This is a genomic window from Gordonia phthalatica (genome assembly GCF_001305675.1).
GTDB lineage: Bacteria > Actinomycetota > Actinomycetes > Mycobacteriales > Mycobacteriaceae > Gordonia > Gordonia phthalatica.
Genome location: NZ_CP011853.1, coordinates 3124669 through 3140061 on the forward strand (window position 1 = coordinate 3124669; position 15393 = coordinate 3140061).

A 15393-nucleotide genomic window follows, 5' to 3' on the forward strand; every position below is an offset into this window, starting at 1 on the left:
GCCGGGGTCATGGCGCTCCGGATCAGTGACACTGCATGATCGCCCACACCGCGTCCCAGTTCCGGGTCCGCAGATCCGCATCGCGGATCCAGAAATAGAGGCGTCCGCAGTCGCCCCACATCATTCCCAGATCCTCGTGACTGTCGATCTGAGCGAGTAGCCGCCACTCTCCGGAACCCCGGCGCAACTCGGCCACCCGCGGGTCGGACGACCCGTCCCAGAGTCCGTGGCCGGCGAGTTGGCACGTGTCCTGCATGTCCCCCTGCAGCGGGTCCGGGTGCCCGAGCAGCCGGGTGTTCAATCGGTCGTCGGACGCACCGATGAGCTCCTCGTACGCCTCGATCGCACTGGGAGTTCCGAGGATGTCCCGGGCCTCCGCCGATTCGTCGGGCGCCACCGTCCATTCGATCGTCGGGACGATCCGCCGAGCCTCGAACTCAGCATCGACGTGGAGGTCGTCTGGTGGCAGTCGGCGTGCGATGCCTGGGACTCTCCGAAACCCTCTGACGGGAGATCCGGCGCCTCGTCGAACCTGACCGAAGGCCTCAGCAACCTGCCGAGGTCATCGTAGGTGACCGACAGTCCCGCACGCGTCAACCCCTCGCGGAACTGCTGGAGACCGGTCGTCCACTTCATGCATCCCCCGAATACTCGTCGTCGCGGCCAGGGCCGTCCCATCATCCTGCGCCACCGCGGGAGGAGTCACATCGACACCCGCCCGCCGCGACTTCCGGACCGCCGAACCGAGCAACACGCCGCCCACCACCAGCACGCCGCCGACCGCCTCGATCGGAGTCACGGCCTGCCCGAGGACGATCCACGCGGCCGACATGCCGAACACCGGGACCAGCATCGAGAAGGGCGCGACGACGCCTGCGGGATGGCGCGTCATCAGCCAGGTCCAGATTCCGGAGCCGGCCAGGGTAGCGATGACGATGGTGTACAGCAGACCGAGCGTGGCGGGGAGTCCGTCGAGGCTCGCGCCTTCGCGCAGGGCCGCCTCGATCCGAGCCGGTCGTTCGACGACCAGGCTGACGATCAGGAGCGGGACGGGCGGGATCACCGACATCCAGAGCGTCAGGCGCAGCGGATCCGCGGCACGCGCCTGACGGTTGCAGACATTGCCGATGGCCCAGCCGAGGGCGCCCGCAAGGGTGAGGAGGAACGGCAGGATCGCCGCGTTCTCCGACTGCTCCCAGCCCACCACGGCCAGTCCGATCACCGCGATCGCGATGCCTGCGAATCGGACCGGGGTGAGGCGCTCGCGCAGGAACACCGCGCCGAGCACCACGGTGAACGGCGCCGACGCCTGCAGCACCAGTGACGCCAGACCGGCCGGCATGCCCGCCGCCATCCCCCAGTACAGGAACGCGAACTGGAGGAAGCCGAAGCCGATGCCGAATCCGACGAGCCAGCGCCATTCGACATTCGGGCGGGGAACCAACAGCACCGTCGGAATCGCGATCAGGCCGAAGCGCAGGGCGGCGCACAGGAACGGAGGGAACGTTTCGAGGGAGTAGTGGATCGCGATGAAGTTGATGCCCCAGAACGCTGCGACGGTGATGGCGAGGAGACGGTGGCGCATCGGCATGGATCCATCGTCGTCCCACCCATGAGTTCAGCACAACTGAAATGATTTGAATATTCACTGTAGGTTGACTTCATGGATGTGCGTCACCTGCAACTTCTTCGAGAACTCGACGAGCGCGGCAGCGTGACCGCGGTGGCCCAGGCGACGCACCGCACCGTGTCCGCGGTCTCCCAGCAGCTGCGGACCGCGCAGCGCGACTTCGGAATGAACCTGGTGGAGCCCGACGGTCGCGGTCTTCGACTGACTGATGCCGGTCGGCTTCTCGCCGCAGGCGGCGTCGAGGTCGACACCGCGATCGCCGCGGTCCAGGCCCGGTGGGACGCGTACCGCCGCGACCCCGGCGGCGACGTCTCGGTCAACGCCTTCCAGAGCGCGGCGGCCCTGCTCTTCCCGCACCTGCTGGCGACGGCCGACGAGCGGCGGATCTCCCTGCGGCTCGACGACGTGGATCCCGCTGAGTCCGAGTTCGCCGCCATGACCGCGGACTACGACATCGTCGTCGCGCACAGTCTCGACGGACCGCGACCGATCGGATCGGCGGGGCTGGTGGTGCGCGACCTGGTGACCGAACCGCTCGACATCGCCATGCGCGCCGACCATCCACTCGCGGCGAAGCGACGCCTGCGGGCGGCGGACGTCGCCGATGAGACCTGGCTCGGCGTCCCCCGCGGCTATCCGTTCGACTCGGTGCTGCGCGGCATCGAGCAGGCCCTCGGCGCGCCACCGCGGGTGGCCCAGCGTCTGCGCGACAACCGCCTGATCGAGCACCTCGTCGCCGCGACCGATTGTCTCGCAGTCCTCCCCAGGTACACGACGCGCGTCGACGCCTCCTTCGTCCTCCGCGAGATCGTCGACGTCCCGGCGCGCCGCTACCTGTCGGCACTGATGCGTCCCGATCGAGCCGAGCGCCTGGCCGTGCAGACTGTGTTGGCGGCACTCATCGAAGCCGCGCGATCCCATGAGACGGCGTCGGGTCCGCAGGCCGGCCGACCCGAGTAATCTGCGGTCATGCTCTTCGCCTTCTCCATCGCCCCCGGAACCTCCGACAGCGCCGACGGCTCGGTCAGTGCCGCCGTCGCCGAAGCAGTCCGCGTGGTGCGCGCGTCCGGGCTGCCGAACGAGACCACGTCGATGTTCACCACCATCGAGGGCGAGTGGGACGAGTGCATGGCCGTGATCAAGGCTGCGTGCGAGGCGGTCGCCGCCACCAGTCCCCGCGTGAGCCTCGTGTTGAAAGCCGATATGCGCGAGGGATTCTCGGGGCAGATCAGCGCGAAGGTGGAGCGCGTCGAGGAGCGGCTGCGCGACGACGCCTGATCGCCGATCCGTGTCATACTCGCGGCATGTCCCTCGGTGCCGCTGACTCGACCTCTCGCGACGCGGTGCACCCCACCGAAGTCCTCGCCTTCGAGACCGCGACGCGCGACCTCGTGGGCGTCGCCCTGCGGAGTGTCGAGGGCATGGACGTCTCGCTGCCGCAGTTCCGCCTCCTGTTGACGCTTCACGAATCGGGACCGTCGACTTCCACCGCCTGCGCCGCCGCCCTGGGCGTGGTCGGCTCGTCGATCACCCGGCTGGCCGATCGCCTCGACGCCTCCGGTCACCTGGTTCGCGGCACCGACCCCGACAACCGGAGCGTCGTGATGTTGGAACTGACCGACGCCGGGCGGGCCGTCGTCGTGCGGGCGACCGAGCATCGACGTCGCGTGCTCAGGGCGGCTCTGGCGGACTTGGATCCGGAGGTTCGAGCCGCCTGCGCGGCGGCCCTTCGGCAGGTTCACGCGGCGCTGGACGCTGAATCCTCGGACGAGGTCCTGCGTCGGCATCTACCGTTATGACCGTGTGGTGAACAAGTCACGACAAAGTCGCTGATTTGACTGAATCAAGTCTTGCTATGTGCAAGACTTGCGGTGAGCAACACATGTGCCAGCGCAAATTTCTTGCGTTGACCCGCCGACGCTCGTCAGCCCCGACGATTGGAGAAAGTCATGAGCACACCCGTTCCGGAGATCAAGGACATCCGCGGCCCGCAGAAGCTGGGCCCGCTGACGCCACTGGTCGGCGTCTGGGAAGGCAACGTCGGCGTGGACCTCTCGTACCACAACAACGACGACGAGACGAGCCACACCTCGTACTTCGAGCGCGCCGTCTTCAAGCCGATCCCGATCCAGGAGAACGGCCAGCAGAGCCTCTGGGGCATGAACTACACCATGACCGCGTGGCGCCACGGCGAAGAGGGCATGGACGCCTTCCACGACGAGGTCGGCTTCCTCCTCTGGGACAAGGCCAACGGTGAGGTCATGCGCACGGTGGTCTTCGGCCGCGGCATCGCGATCCAGGCCGGCAGCTCGGCGGGCCCGCACGACACCGAGATCCACTTCGACGCCACCCCCGGCGACCCGTCGTACGGCATCCTGCAGAACAAGTACCTGATGCAGCGCGCCGAGATCAAGGACTTCAAGAGCACCTTCACGATCATCGACGAGGACACCTTCAGCTACACGTCCGACCTGCTGCTGAAGCTGGCGGCGACCGGCACCGAGATGCACCACACCGACCAGAACACCCTGCGTCGCGTGCAGCGCTTCCACCCGGGATCCGAGTTCAACTGATCGACCCCGCCTGAGCGAAGAATCGGCCGATGCCCGCATCCGCGGGTGTCGGCCGATTCTGTTCGGCAGCGATCCACACACCCCGACCATTTTGGAATTTATAGTCCAATATCTGTTACGGTGACCGCCATGGGCAGACCACGCACTTTCGACGAGACCGCCGTGCTCGACGCGGCGGCCGGACAGTTCCGGATCCACGGCTTCGCAGACACCTCGACCGAACGTCTCTGCGAGGCGGCCGGCGTGCGCCGCAGCAGCCTGTACAACACCTTCGTCAGCAAGGACGAGCTCTTCGTCCGCGCCCTGGAGCGCTACATCGAGACGGTCCGCATGAGGCAGACCGAGATCCTCACCGACACCGGCACCCTCGCCGTCGATCGCCTCCGCACACTGATCGACGTCGTGATCGCCGACGAGGAGGCCGCAGCGCGGGACGGGCACGCCGCCGGCTGCATGGTGGTCCACGGCCTGATGAGCCCCGACCTCCGCGACCGCGACGAGCGCGTCGCCCACATCCTGGACCGCGACGTCCGCGATCGCACCGCCCTGGTCGCCGACGCACTCCGAGCCGGGCACGCCGACGGCAGCATCACGACCGCGATCGACGCCGAGACCGGCGCGATGCTGGTCAACACCGTCATCTCCGGGATCCGCGTCACCGCGCAGACCGGCGTCGGGGCGGCGCAGTTGCGTCGCATCGCCCTGGCCGGAATGCACGCTCTGTTCGCCTGATCCACCCCGCCTCGCCGCCCGCTCACGCATGTCTCGATTTTGGACTCTTGATTACAGAAAGAAGATGATGACTTCCGTTTCCACGACCCGACCCACACCGCCTGCGGTGTACATCCTCGCCGCGGGCGTCTTCGCCCTCGTGACGAGCGAGTTCGCCGTCGCCGGACTGATGCCCCAGCTCGCGGAGGGGCTCGGCACCGACCTGACGCGGATCGGCTACCTGGTCACGATCTTCGCGCTCGCCATGGCGGTCGGCGGCCCGATCCTCACCGTTCTGCTCACGCGCGTCGCCCCGAAGTCCGCGCTCCTCACCGTCATCGCGATCTTCCTCGTCGGCAATGTTCTGGCGGCTGCGGCGCCGTCGTACGCGGTGATGGTGGTGGCGCGCGTGATCAGCGGCGTCGCCTCCCAGGCCTTCTTCGGCCTGGCGCTCTCCCTGTGCTCGAGGTTGGTGGCCGAGGACATGCGAGGTCGGGCGATCGGCGTCGTGATGAACGGGTTGACACTCGGCACCCTGCTCGGCTTGCCGCTGGAGACCTTCGTCGGCGGGCACTGGGGTTGGCGGGCCGCGTTCTGGATCATCTCCGCGATCACCGTGGTCGCGGCGGCGCTGATCGCCGCGTTCGTCCACGTCTCCGGCGCGTCGGTCGAAGACAGCATGCCGGCGGCGACCCGAGCCACCGTGCTGCGACGCCCGCACCTGCTGCTGGCCTTCGCCTCCAGCACGCTCATCATCGGCGCCACGTTCGCGGCCTTCAGCTTCTTCACGCCGATCCTCACCGAGGTCTCCGGCTTCTCGGTCGGCGTCGTCCCGCTGCTGCTCCTCGCGTACGGCGCGGCGACGTTGATCGGGAACATCGTGGTGGCACGACTCGCCGATCGCCGCACCATTCCGACGATGCTCGTCGGTACCGGACTCAACGCCCTGTTCCTGCTCGGCTTCGCCGTCTTCGCCGGCGTCCCCGCCGTCGCCGTTCTGTTCATGATCGGCATCGGGTTCGTCGGCGTCACGATGAATCCGGCGATGGCTGTGCGCGTACAGCGCGAGGGCGACACCTCACCGCTCGTGAACACCGTGCACGCCTCATTCATCACGCTCGGCGTGATCATCGGATCCGCGGTCGGCTCGGCACTGATCCCGACCTTCGGGCTGCGGGCGCCGATCGTCCTGGGCGTCGTGCTCGCCGTGGCGGCGTTGCTGACCATCGCTCCGGCACTCGCACGACGACCTGTCAGTTCGGTCGCGTCGTCCGCAGGTACGCACTCGGCGCCAGCGGCACCTCCAGCCCGTCGTACAGTCCCGGCGGAGCCGTGCGCAACCACGGGATCGCGTTGACCAGCCGGTTCGCCGCGGTCGCGTTGCCGCCGGCGGATCGGTTGCCGCCCTCGTCGGTCGCCTCGATGGTGATCTCGATGCGTGGTCGGCCCTCGATGATCACCCGGTGGGCGCCGTCGCCGCCGTCCGCAGGAACCGGCCAGTCGGGAGCGACGTCGCCGGTGATGCGGGTGACGTGTTCGATGACGATCAGCGGACGGCCGTCGACGACGCCCTGGACTTCGAAGCGCAGCGCGCCCTGCGTCCCTTCGGCGAAGTCGCCGAGGGCCGTCGTCACGGATGCGGCGAGGGGCCGCCGGTCGACCACCTCGCGCAGCTCGTCGAGTTCCACTCCCAGCTCGCGCGCGATGAGGCGGATCTGGCCGCCCCAGACCATCGAGGGGATGCCCGGCACCACCATCGGCGGGTCGTAGTCCATCGGCTGGCCCATGCCGACGATGTAGCGGACCGAGTCCTCGGCGGCGTAGGTGGAGTAGTCGAAGATCTCCTGGCAGCGGATCTGCTCGATCTCCGAGCTCAGTCCGCTGGCGAGGACCGGCAGGAGGTCGTTGCCCCAGCCGGGGTCGATGCCGCTGACGAAGAGCGCGGACTCGCCGGCTGCACAGGCCTGCTGGACCGCGGCGCGCATCTCCGGTGCGGCGTTGCGGTGGTCGTAGAGCGGGTACACGGACTCAGAGCTCGCGGACCCGACCGCCCTCGACGTGCCACCGACGGTCGACGTTCACGTTCGCGAGCATTCGGCGGTCGTGCGTGACGAGCAGAAGCGCACCGTCGTAGGAGTCGAGGGCCTGCTCCAGTTGTTCGATGGCGGCGAGGTCGAGGTGGTTGGTCGGCTCATCGAGGACCAGCACGTTGACCCCGCGCGCCTGCAGCAGCGCGAGGGCCGCGCGGGTCCGCTCCCCCGGCGAGAGATCCGCGGTGGCGCGTCCGACGTGGTCGGCGCGGAGCCCGAACTTCGCGAGCAGCGTCCGCACCTCCTCGGTGGTGAACTCAGGCACCAGCTCCTCGAACCGATCGGCGAGGACTTCGGGTCCGGAGAACAGACCGCGAGCCTGATCGATCTCGCCGATCGCCACATCGGCGCCGAGCCGCGCGGTGCCCGAGTCTGGCTCGGCGTGCCCGAGGATCAGGCGCAGGAGCGTCGACTTCCCGGCCCCGTTCGGCCCGGTGATGCCGATCCGCTCCCCCGCGTTCACCTGCAGGGATACCGGGCCGAACTGGAAGTCGCCCTGCCGCAGTGCGGCCTCGTTGAGCGTCGAGACCACCGAGCTCGACCGCGGTGCCGCCCCGATCGTGAACTGCAGCACCCACTCCTTGCGCGGTTCGACGACCTCTTCCAGCCGGGCGATCCGGCTCTCCATCTGCCGCACCTTCTGCGCCTGCTTCTCGCTCGACTCCGACGCGGCCTTGCGTCGCACCTTGTCGTTGTCGGGGTTCTTCTTCATCGCGTTCCGCACGCCCTGACTCGACCACTCGCGCTGCACCCGCGCGCGGGCGACGAGATCGGCCTTCTTCTCCGCGTACTCCTCGTACTCCTCGCGCCGGTGCCTGCGGGCGACCTCGCGCTCCTCCAGATAGCTCTCGTAGCCGCCGCCGTAGACGGTGTTGGTGTGCTGGGCCAGATCCAGTTCCAGCACCCTGGTGACGCTGCGCGCCAGGAACTCGCGGTCGTGGCTGACCAGGACGACGCCGCCGCGCATGCCCTGCACCACGTCTTCGAGTCGGGCGAGTCCGTCGAGGTCGAGGTCGTTGGTCGGCTCGTCGAGCAGGACGATGTCGAATCGGGAGCACAGCAGCGCGGCGAGTCCCACGCGCGCGGCCTGTCCGCCCGACAGCCCGGTCATCAGCTGTTCTTCCGGCGCGTCCTCGCCGGTGCCGAACCCGAGGTCGGCGAGGACTGCGGGGAGTCGTTCGTCGAGATCGGCGGCACCGGTGGCGAGCCAGTGGTCGAGTGCGGCCGCGTAGGCATCGGCCCCGTCGCCGGATTCGTCGGCGAGTGCGGCCGCAGCCGCATCCATGGCGGCGGTCGCCGCTGCGCACCCGGTGCGGCGCGCGACGTACTGTCCGACCGTCTCGCCGTCCACCCGCTCGTGCTCCTGCGGCAGCCAGCCGACGAAGGCGTCCGACGGCGACCGGGTCACCGTTCCCTCCAACGGATCCAGGTCGCCGGCGAGTACCCGGAGGAGCGTCGTCTTGCCCGCCCCGTTGGCACCGACCACGCCGACCACGTCGCCGGGCGAGACGGTCAGATCGAGCCGGTCGAACAGCACGCGATGCGCGTAGCCGCCGGAGACGTTCTTGGCGACGAGGGTTGCGGTCATGCAGCCAATCGTCGCACCCCGTCAGTCAGGGCCGTCGACGACCTCGGCCGGCGCTCCCTCCACCTGCAGTCGACGCACTGCGTAGGCGGCGATCACGAAGATCGTCCCGGCCACCCCGTCGTCGCCGAGGGATTGCCTGCTCCACTCGTCGGCGAGCCGGTTCGCCTCCTCGGTCCGGCGGCTGAGGCGATCCAGTGCCGATTCCAGTGCTGCCAACGCCGCGTCCCCGCCCTCCGGGTACTCAGCATCCGGCTCCTCGTCGAGGCCCGGCAGCACGTCGTCGGTGTATCGCGCCGACGTCTCGGACATGACCATCGCATTGCCCGCGCCGACGGCAGCGCCCGTCATGAGAATGATCAGACACACCACGCCGTGGACCAACGCGAATCCGCGCCGATCGTCGACCGCGCGGCCGCCACCGGGGGTCACCAACCGACGGCCTTCATCACCTTCGCGGCCTGCGGCACCAGCGACCTGCACAGGTCCGGGGTCGGTTCGAAATTCGGATCGTCGTAAGAGATCAGGAGGAGGAACTCGCTGGGCGTCCGCGGCGAGGTGACCAGGGCGTTGCAGGAGAACTCGGTGACAATGTTCTTGTACAGCATCCCGTCGCCGACCGGGATCGGCTGCTCCTTGATGGTGGACAGCAGAATCTCCGCACTCACCGGTTTGAACACAGACATCTCGAGCCAACCCCAGCCGTTTCGCACCGGCCATTTGCATCCGGGGAGACCCTCTTTGTCCGTGGGCACAGGTCTGTCGGTGACTTCACCGTCGGTGAGCGGCGCAACGTCGTCGGCACTGAGGACATCGCAGAACTGTTTCGCGGAGAGCGGTGTCGGATTCGTCTCTCGCTGCCGTGTCTGAGTACCCGCGTCGGCACGGTCGGGCGCGGGTTGCTCGCTGGAGCACGAGACTCCGGCTCCGACGATCATCAACGCGATGAGGATCGACCTACCGAGAACGCCGCGTTTCCGGGCGCGCCCTCTCCTGTGCCCGCGTTCATTCCGCCCCGCCGCTTAGTGGACGTCGTGAAGTCTGCCGATTCTTCTCACCTTCCCCGTCATCGGTTTCGGCGCATTTCTGATGCCCGTCGAGTGTCCTCGCCGACCCTAAGCGGTCGAGACGCGATCCGACAGTCCGTGTCATTCAGTCGTGTGCGTCGACGGCTTCACCTGCCCCGTCACACGTGCTCGTCGGTCGCCCGCGAGTCGGTCAACGTGAGCGCGCCCCAGGTCGCGACGATTCCGACGACGACGGCCAGGAGTGCGTAGGCGATCCGCTCGCCGTCGAAGAACGAGGCGACGAGGTCGGCGCTCCATTCGCCGGCGGGCAGACTCGCGGTGACCAAGGCGGCGATCAGGGTGCCGATCACCGCGGTGCCGACGCTGGTACCGACCTCCTGTGCGGTGTCGTTCAAGGCGGTGCCGATGGACGTGCGATTCTCGGGCATCGCGTCGACGAGGGCGACGGCGCCCACGATCATGACGGTCCGCAGCCCCAGGGTCATCAGCACCATGCAGACTGCGATGACGAGATAGCCGTGCTCCACGCCCCAGGCCATACCGAGGAGCGACGCGGTGAGGAAGCCGGAGCCGACGAGGCACGCGATCCGGTGGCCGTAACGGGCGACGAGGCCTTCCGAGAACGGTGTCGCGGCGATCATCGTGACGATCATCGGCAGGTTCGCGAGGCCGGCACGCATGGGACTCCACCCGTACGCGTACTGGAAATGCAGGATGAGGCCGAACATCACGCCCGCCATCGCGATGGACGTGCCGACCTGTGCGATCGCCGCCCCGCGGACGGTGCCGACGGAGAACAGGCTCAGGTCGAGCATCGGCTGTGCCGTTCGACGTTCATGCCGGACGAACAGGGTCGCGGCGACGGCCGCACCGATCACCGAACCCCAGGCCCAGACCGACGTCCACCCGTGTTCCACTCCTGCGGTCAGCGCATAGCAGCCGAGTCCGATCGCCAGCACGCTCAGCGCGGCCCCGGGCAGATCGAGTCGATCCGAGGTGAGGTCCTCGGGACGGTCGGCAGGGACTCCGAGTCGCACCCCGATCCAGGCCACGAGCGCGATCGGCGCGTTGATCAGCAAGAGCCATTTCCAGCTCACGTGTGCGAGCGCGCTGCCGCCGAGGACCGGGCCGAGAATGAACCCGCTCATGCCGACCACGATCATCACGGTCATCGCGCGCATGCGCAGTGCGTCGTCGTCGAAGAGCCGGAACACCAGGGAATTCGTGATGGGTGCCATCGCTGCGGCGGCGATACCGAGCGCGGCGCGCAGGCCGATCAACTCCCCGGTCGACGAGACCGCGACGACGCCCAGGCTGATCAGGCCGAAGACCGTGAGACCCATGAGCAGGACCCGGCGACGACCGAGCCTGTCGGCCATGGATCCGGCGGTCAACAGCAGACCACCGAACGTCAGCGAGTAGGCGCCGGTCACCCATTGGAGTGCGGTGGTGCCGCTGCCGAGGTCGCGGCCGATGGTGGGCAGCGCGATGGTCAGCAGGGTGTTGTCGACCATCTCGACGAAGAACGCCAGGCAGAGGGCGAACAGCGGAATCCATGCGGCGCGCAGCGACGGATAGGTGCGCGCGGTCGAGGTCACAGCGGCGGTAGCCATCGGGACACCTCCTTCGTATCGAACGGCGTTCGGTTATCGAACGATGTTCCATAAGATAGAACAGTGTTCGATACGATGCAAGGGAGGAGGAATCGATGACAGCCGCTCAGAACCATGAGATCGCGAAGAAGCCCCGTCGACGACGCGCGTCCCACTCGATGGAGACGGTGATCGGCGAGGCCGTCGCCATCCTTGACGAGTCCGGCGAACAGGCACTGACCTTCCGTGCGCTCGCCGCCCGGTTGGGCGGCGGGGTCGCCAGCATCTACTGGTACGTCTCGAACAAGGAGGAGCTGCTCGATCGCGCGACCGATCTTGTGCTCGGCGATGCGCTCGTCAAAACCGACGAGCTGAGCGAGACCGACGACCCGATCGACGACCTACGCGCCGTCGCCGTCGTCCTGTTCGACGCCGTCGTCGACCGGCCGTGGCTCGGCGGCTACCTGATGCGCGACACCGGAACCCAGCCGAACGGTCTCGCGGTCTACGAGCTGATCGGACGGCACGTGATGCGCCTGGGGCTGGGGCCGCGCGACACCTTCCACGCGGTGTCGGCAGTGATGGGTTTCGTGATCGGCACGGCCACAGACCTGGGACAGCAGCCGCCTGCGGAGGTGGTCGACGGAAGCGTGACCGCGTCGGAGTACATCAGACGCTTCGCAGACCAGTGGCGGGCGACGGACCCCGCCGAGCACCCGTATCTGCACTATGTGGTCGACGAGTTCGACGGTCACGACGACGGCGATCAGTTCCGCGCGGGTCTGGACCTACTCCTGGCCGGCCTTCGGCTGAAGGCCGACCGCTGACCGCCTGTCAGTCGTCTGTCTCGATGACCTGTCCGGTCTTCGCGTCGACGGTCACGTCCACGCTGCGGCTGCCGTCGCGGATCTCGACGTCGTAGACCACGCGCCCCTTGTCGCGCTCGATGGTCCACTCCACGATGCGTCCCGGTGACGCCTTGACGGCGGCCGCGATCGCACGGTCGGGTTCGATGATGCCGTCGAGGTCGATCACCTCGGACATGTCACCGTCGTGGTCGACGTCGCGTTGGAAGACCGTCCCGCTGGTCGCGTCGACGTCGATGGACGTCTCCTGGGTACCGGACACGAGCTCGATCTCGTAGACGAGGCGGTTGTCGTGCGAGAGCCGGATGGAGGTGGGCTCGCCGCCTGCCTCCTTCTTCGCCGTCGCGAGAGCGTCGCGCCAGGCGACCTTCGGTTTCAGGGTGGTCAGGCCCACGCTGTCCTGCACCGACGGCTGAGTGACTGACGCGGACACGGTGACCGTGTTCGCTGCGGTGTCGGCGGAGTCGTTGGAGCAGGCTCCCACCAGTGGAATCGCCATCAGAGCGGCGGTGGCGATCGCGATCTTCACAGCACGACGTTCCATGACCCGATGGTAGTCCGATCGACCGAGTCGCGGTCAGCGAAAAGCTCGGGTGAAGAAGTCGTCGAACGCCGCCCACTGCTGCGCATTCATGTCGGTGTGCGAGCCGTTGCCGAGCACCATCCGGTAGTCGACGCGGTTCAGCGCGAGATCGGCGGCGAGTTTCGCATGCAACGGCGACGGCACCGTGGTGTCCAAGGTGTTGAGCAGCAGGAGGATCGGCGCGTCGTAGCCGCTGGTCGGCACCGCCATGTAGCGGTTGAGCGCGGGTGAGAGCGGCCCGACGCCGAGCGGTTTGGCGAAAGCCGACCCGAGTGCCATCGCGGGATCGTTGGGCGCACCGCACGTTCCGTTGCCCACTCCGTCGACGAGAGCACGGCCGAGCGGCGTCAGGTAGGAGTCGACGGCTGCGGCGGGATCGGACTGACGCAGCCCGGCGAGTACCGCGAGGAGAAAGCCGTACGTCTTGTTGATCGGCGCGGGCACGGCCGGAACGTACGGCCCGAGGAACGGCATGATCTTCTCAACGTCCGATTCCGGATCGATGGCGACGGTTCCGCGGAAGTCGAGGCCGAGGTGTTCGCTGCGCTGCCGGTGCGCAGTGGCGAGTGCGGCCTGTCCGCCCTGCGACGGTCCGACGACCGCCCACCGCTTCGAGAGGGACGGGTCCAGACTGCGGGCGGCACGGACTGCGTCGATCGTGGCCGTCGCCTCGCTGCGGGTGTTGAGGTACGGGTGGACGCCGGTGTCGAATCGACCCAGCCCCACGTAGTCGGTGGCGACCACCGCGTACCCGGCCGTCACCAGCCTGGTGATGAAGTCGCTCGGCTGCGCATCGAGTCCGCTCTGTCCTCCGCACCCGGTTCCATACCCGGAGGTGCCGTGGGTGAACGCGACCACCGGCCAGCCCGCCCGCGGCGCAGTGCCGGACGGAACGAACATCGCCGCACCGGTCGGGACCGGTTTGCCGCGGGCGTCGCGCGTCCAGTAGTCGAGGGCCCGTCCGTTCGACAGACCGCGCCACCCGTCGGGCCGAGCCGTGCTGTCGATGACGGTTCCGGGCGCCGTGCTCGGTGCGGCCACCGCGGCGGCGGGGACGATGACCACCGTCGCCGCCATCGCCGCGACCATCGCCAGAAGTCCGCGCGCCCAGTTGCGCACACGCTTCGTCGTCGACATGTCGTCACCGTCCTCGAGTCGTAGTCGAACGGTAACCGCGTTCGATCAGGACGACCGGGCGTTCCACCGAGTCGTCGACGTTCTGTGATCGAACCGCCGACCCCGGGTCTTCTCACCAGCCGTCGCCGACCACCGGTAGCGTCTGCTGACATGCCTCCTCGTGCCCGCGCCGCTCGCTACGCCCGTCGACGGAAGCTGCGGATGGCTCAGAAGGAGCACGATCTCACCGACGTTCAGTGGGCGTCGCTGCTCGACGCCTGGGGCGGGTACGCGTACTGCGGCGCACCGGGACCCGGCCTGCAGAAGGACTGCATGCTGGCGATCTCGCGAGGCGGCCGGTACACGATCGACAACGTGGTGCCGTGCTGCCGCTCGTGCAACGCGAGCAAGTGCAACACCGAACTCACCACGTGGATGCGACGCAAGAAGCTCGACGAACGACTGTTCCTGGAACGGCACTACCTCATCCGACGCGAACTCACCGCCGAGGCACCCGACGCCTCAGACTCCTGACGGCAAGAGAGCCCTGACAGACAACAGAGTCCCGACAGACGAGAGAGCCCTGACAGACGACAGATCCCGAGCCGGTACGACGACCGACTCGGGATCTGTGCGGGATTCGCTACGCGCTGTAGTCGTAGAAGCCGCGACCGCTCTTGCGGCCGAGGCGACCGGCGTCGACCATGCGACGCAGCAGGGCCGGCGGCGCGAAGTGCGGCTCGGCGAACTCGTCGTACAGCGACTCGGCGGCGGCCAGGCAGATGTCGAGGCCGACGGTGTCGCAGAGGGTCAGCGGACCCATCGGGTAGCCGCAGCCGCCCTTCATCGCGGCGTCGATGTCCTCGGCGCTGGCGTAGCCCGAGTCGTACATGCGGATGGCCTGGCACAGGTACGGGATCAGCAGGGCGTTGACGATGAAGCCCGAGCGGTCGCCAGCCTGGACGGTGGTCTTGCCGAGCACGTTCTTGGCGTAGTCGGTGACGGTGGCGGCGGTCTCCGGAGCCGTGGTGAGCGCGGAGATGATCTCGACCAGCGGCATCACCGGGACGGGGTTGAAGAAATGAACGCCGACGACCCGCTCCGGGTGGGCGGTGGCGGCTGCGATCTTGATGATCGGAATCGACGAGGTGTTGGTCGCGAGGATGGTCTCCGGCTTCACGACGGCGTCGAGCTTGGCGAAGATGTCGTGCTTGATGGCCTCGACCTCGGGAGCGGCCTCGATGACCAGCTCGCGGTCGGCGAACTCGTTGACGTCGAGGGTCAGCTTCACGCGAGCGATGGCCGCGTCGGCGTCCTCCTGCGAGATCTTGCCCTTGGCGACGCCGCGGCTGATCGACTTGGTGATGCGCGCGGTAGCGCTGTCCGCGAACTCCTGCTTGGTCTCCAGCACCAGCACATCACTGCCCGCCTTGGCACACACCTCGGCGATGCCCGCACCCATGGTGCCGCCGCCGATCACGCCGATTCGATTCACATGCACTCCAAACGCTGGGCCGCCGCCCTCGGCGGCCGGATGAACAACCTTCGACGGCAAGCGTAGTAGTCGACGGCGACGTCGCAAGCGGGTGGTCTGGAGGCGCGGACGCCGACGGCGGCGC

General features: G+C 68.1%; 17 protein-coding genes and 1 pseudogene. 8 read left to right on the top strand and 10 right to left on the bottom strand.

Annotated elements, in window-relative coordinates; genetic code table 11:
- Positions 1-22: 22 nt before the first annotated feature.
- Positions 23-397, bottom strand: coding sequence for a DUF1963 domain-containing protein (locus ACH46_RS14585; RefSeq protein ID WP_062393563.1), 375 nt, complete (start codon positions 395-397; stop codon positions 23-25).
- Positions 398-562: 165 nt separating this feature from the next.
- Positions 563-1591: an EamA family transporter gene (locus ACH46_RS14590; protein WP_062393564.1), complete on the bottom strand. Its 1029-nt coding sequence runs from the start codon at positions 1589-1591 to the stop codon at positions 563-565.
- Positions 1592-1663: 72 nt separating this feature from the next.
- On the opposite strand from ACH46_RS14590, the gene ACH46_RS14595 reads away from it, so the two are divergent.
- The 6 genes from ACH46_RS14595 (at position 1664) to ACH46_RS14620 (ending at position 6271) form a co-directional block, all read left to right on the top strand.
- Positions 1664-2590 (top strand): LysR family transcriptional regulator, encoded by a 927-nt coding sequence (locus ACH46_RS14595; RefSeq protein WP_062393565.1) that lies wholly within the window; start codon positions 1664-1666, stop codon positions 2588-2590.
- Between the two features lie 9 nt (positions 2591-2599).
- Positions 2600-2908 carry a thiamine-binding protein gene (locus ACH46_RS14600; RefSeq protein ID WP_062393566.1) on the top strand — a complete coding sequence of 103 codons (309 nt, stop codon included), beginning with the start codon at positions 2600-2602 and terminating at the stop codon, positions 2906-2908.
- Between the two features lie 26 nt (positions 2909-2934).
- Positions 2935-3429: a MarR family winged helix-turn-helix transcriptional regulator gene (locus ACH46_RS14605; RefSeq protein ID WP_062393567.1), complete on the top strand. Its 495-nt coding sequence runs from the start codon at positions 2935-2937 to the stop codon at positions 3427-3429.
- A gap of 150 nt (positions 3430-3579) precedes the next feature.
- Entirely contained in the window at positions 3580-4203 is a 624-nt protein-coding gene (locus tag ACH46_RS14610; protein ID WP_062393568.1) for a heme-binding beta-barrel domain-containing protein, read from the top strand.
- A gap of 129 nt (positions 4204-4332) precedes the next feature.
- Positions 4333-4935, top strand: coding sequence for a TetR/AcrR family transcriptional regulator (locus ACH46_RS14615; protein ID WP_062393569.1), 603 nt, complete (start codon positions 4333-4335; stop codon positions 4933-4935).
- A gap of 64 nt (positions 4936-4999) precedes the next feature.
- On the top strand, positions 5000-6271 hold the full coding sequence (locus tag ACH46_RS14620) for an MFS transporter (RefSeq protein ID WP_226995633.1): 1272 nt from the start codon (positions 5000-5002) through the stop codon (positions 6269-6271).
- Here ACH46_RS14620 and ACH46_RS14625 read toward each other — a convergent pair.
- The 5 genes and pseudogenes from ACH46_RS14625 to ACH46_RS14645 all read right to left on the bottom strand — a co-directional run.
- A pseudogene (locus tag ACH46_RS14625) lies at positions 6168-6941 on the bottom strand (dihydrodipicolinate reductase); the annotation flags it as partial. The gene ACH46_RS14620 and the pseudogene ACH46_RS14625 overlap by 104 nt on opposite strands.
- A 1-nt stretch (position 6942) precedes the next feature.
- Positions 6943-8592 carry an ABC-F family ATP-binding cassette domain-containing protein gene (locus tag ACH46_RS14630; RefSeq protein ID WP_062393571.1) on the bottom strand — a complete coding sequence of 550 codons (1650 nt, stop codon included), beginning with the start codon at positions 8590-8592 and terminating at the stop codon, positions 6943-6945.
- Between the two features lie 21 nt (positions 8593-8613).
- Positions 8614-9024, bottom strand: coding sequence for a hypothetical protein (locus ACH46_RS14635; RefSeq protein WP_157851060.1), 411 nt, complete (start codon positions 9022-9024; stop codon positions 8614-8616).
- Positions 9018-9257, bottom strand: a complete 240-nt coding sequence (locus tag ACH46_RS21335) for a hypothetical protein (protein WP_157851061.1) — start codon at positions 9255-9257, stop codon at positions 9018-9020. The genes ACH46_RS14635 and ACH46_RS21335 overlap by 7 nt, the downstream gene beginning before the upstream one ends.
- A gap of 518 nt (positions 9258-9775) precedes the next feature.
- The gene (locus tag ACH46_RS14645; protein ID WP_062393574.1) at positions 9776-11230 is read right to left on the bottom strand and encodes an MFS transporter; all 1455 of its coding nucleotides are present in this window, start codon (positions 11228-11230) and stop codon (positions 9776-9778) included.
- A 95-nt stretch (positions 11231-11325) separates the two neighbouring features.
- On the opposite strand from ACH46_RS14645, the gene ACH46_RS14650 reads away from it, so the two are divergent.
- On the top strand, positions 11326-12036 hold the full coding sequence (locus ACH46_RS14650) for a TetR/AcrR family transcriptional regulator (protein ID WP_226995634.1): 711 nt from the start codon (positions 11326-11328) through the stop codon (positions 12034-12036).
- Between the two features lie 7 nt (positions 12037-12043).
- Here ACH46_RS14650 and ACH46_RS14655 read toward each other — a convergent pair whose 3' ends face one another.
- Positions 12044-12619 (bottom strand): PepSY domain-containing protein, encoded by a 576-nt coding sequence (locus ACH46_RS14655; RefSeq protein ID WP_062393575.1) that lies wholly within the window; start codon positions 12617-12619, stop codon positions 12044-12046.
- Between the two features lie 33 nt (positions 12620-12652).
- On the bottom strand, positions 12653-13795 hold the full coding sequence (locus ACH46_RS14660) for an alpha/beta hydrolase family protein (protein ID WP_062393576.1): 1143 nt from the start codon (positions 13793-13795) through the stop codon (positions 12653-12655).
- A 150-nt stretch (positions 13796-13945) separates the two neighbouring features.
- On the opposite strand from ACH46_RS14660, the gene ACH46_RS14665 reads away from it, so the two are divergent.
- Positions 13946-14308 (top strand): HNH endonuclease, encoded by a 363-nt coding sequence (locus ACH46_RS14665; protein WP_062393577.1) that lies wholly within the window; start codon positions 13946-13948, stop codon positions 14306-14308.
- Between the two features lie 109 nt (positions 14309-14417).
- Here ACH46_RS14665 and ACH46_RS14670 read toward each other — a convergent pair whose 3' ends face one another.
- Complete coding sequence (locus ACH46_RS14670) at positions 14418-15269, bottom strand: 3-hydroxybutyryl-CoA dehydrogenase (RefSeq protein ID WP_082399686.1); 852 nt, start codon at positions 15267-15269, stop codon at positions 14418-14420.
- Positions 15270-15393: the final 124 nt, after the last annotated feature.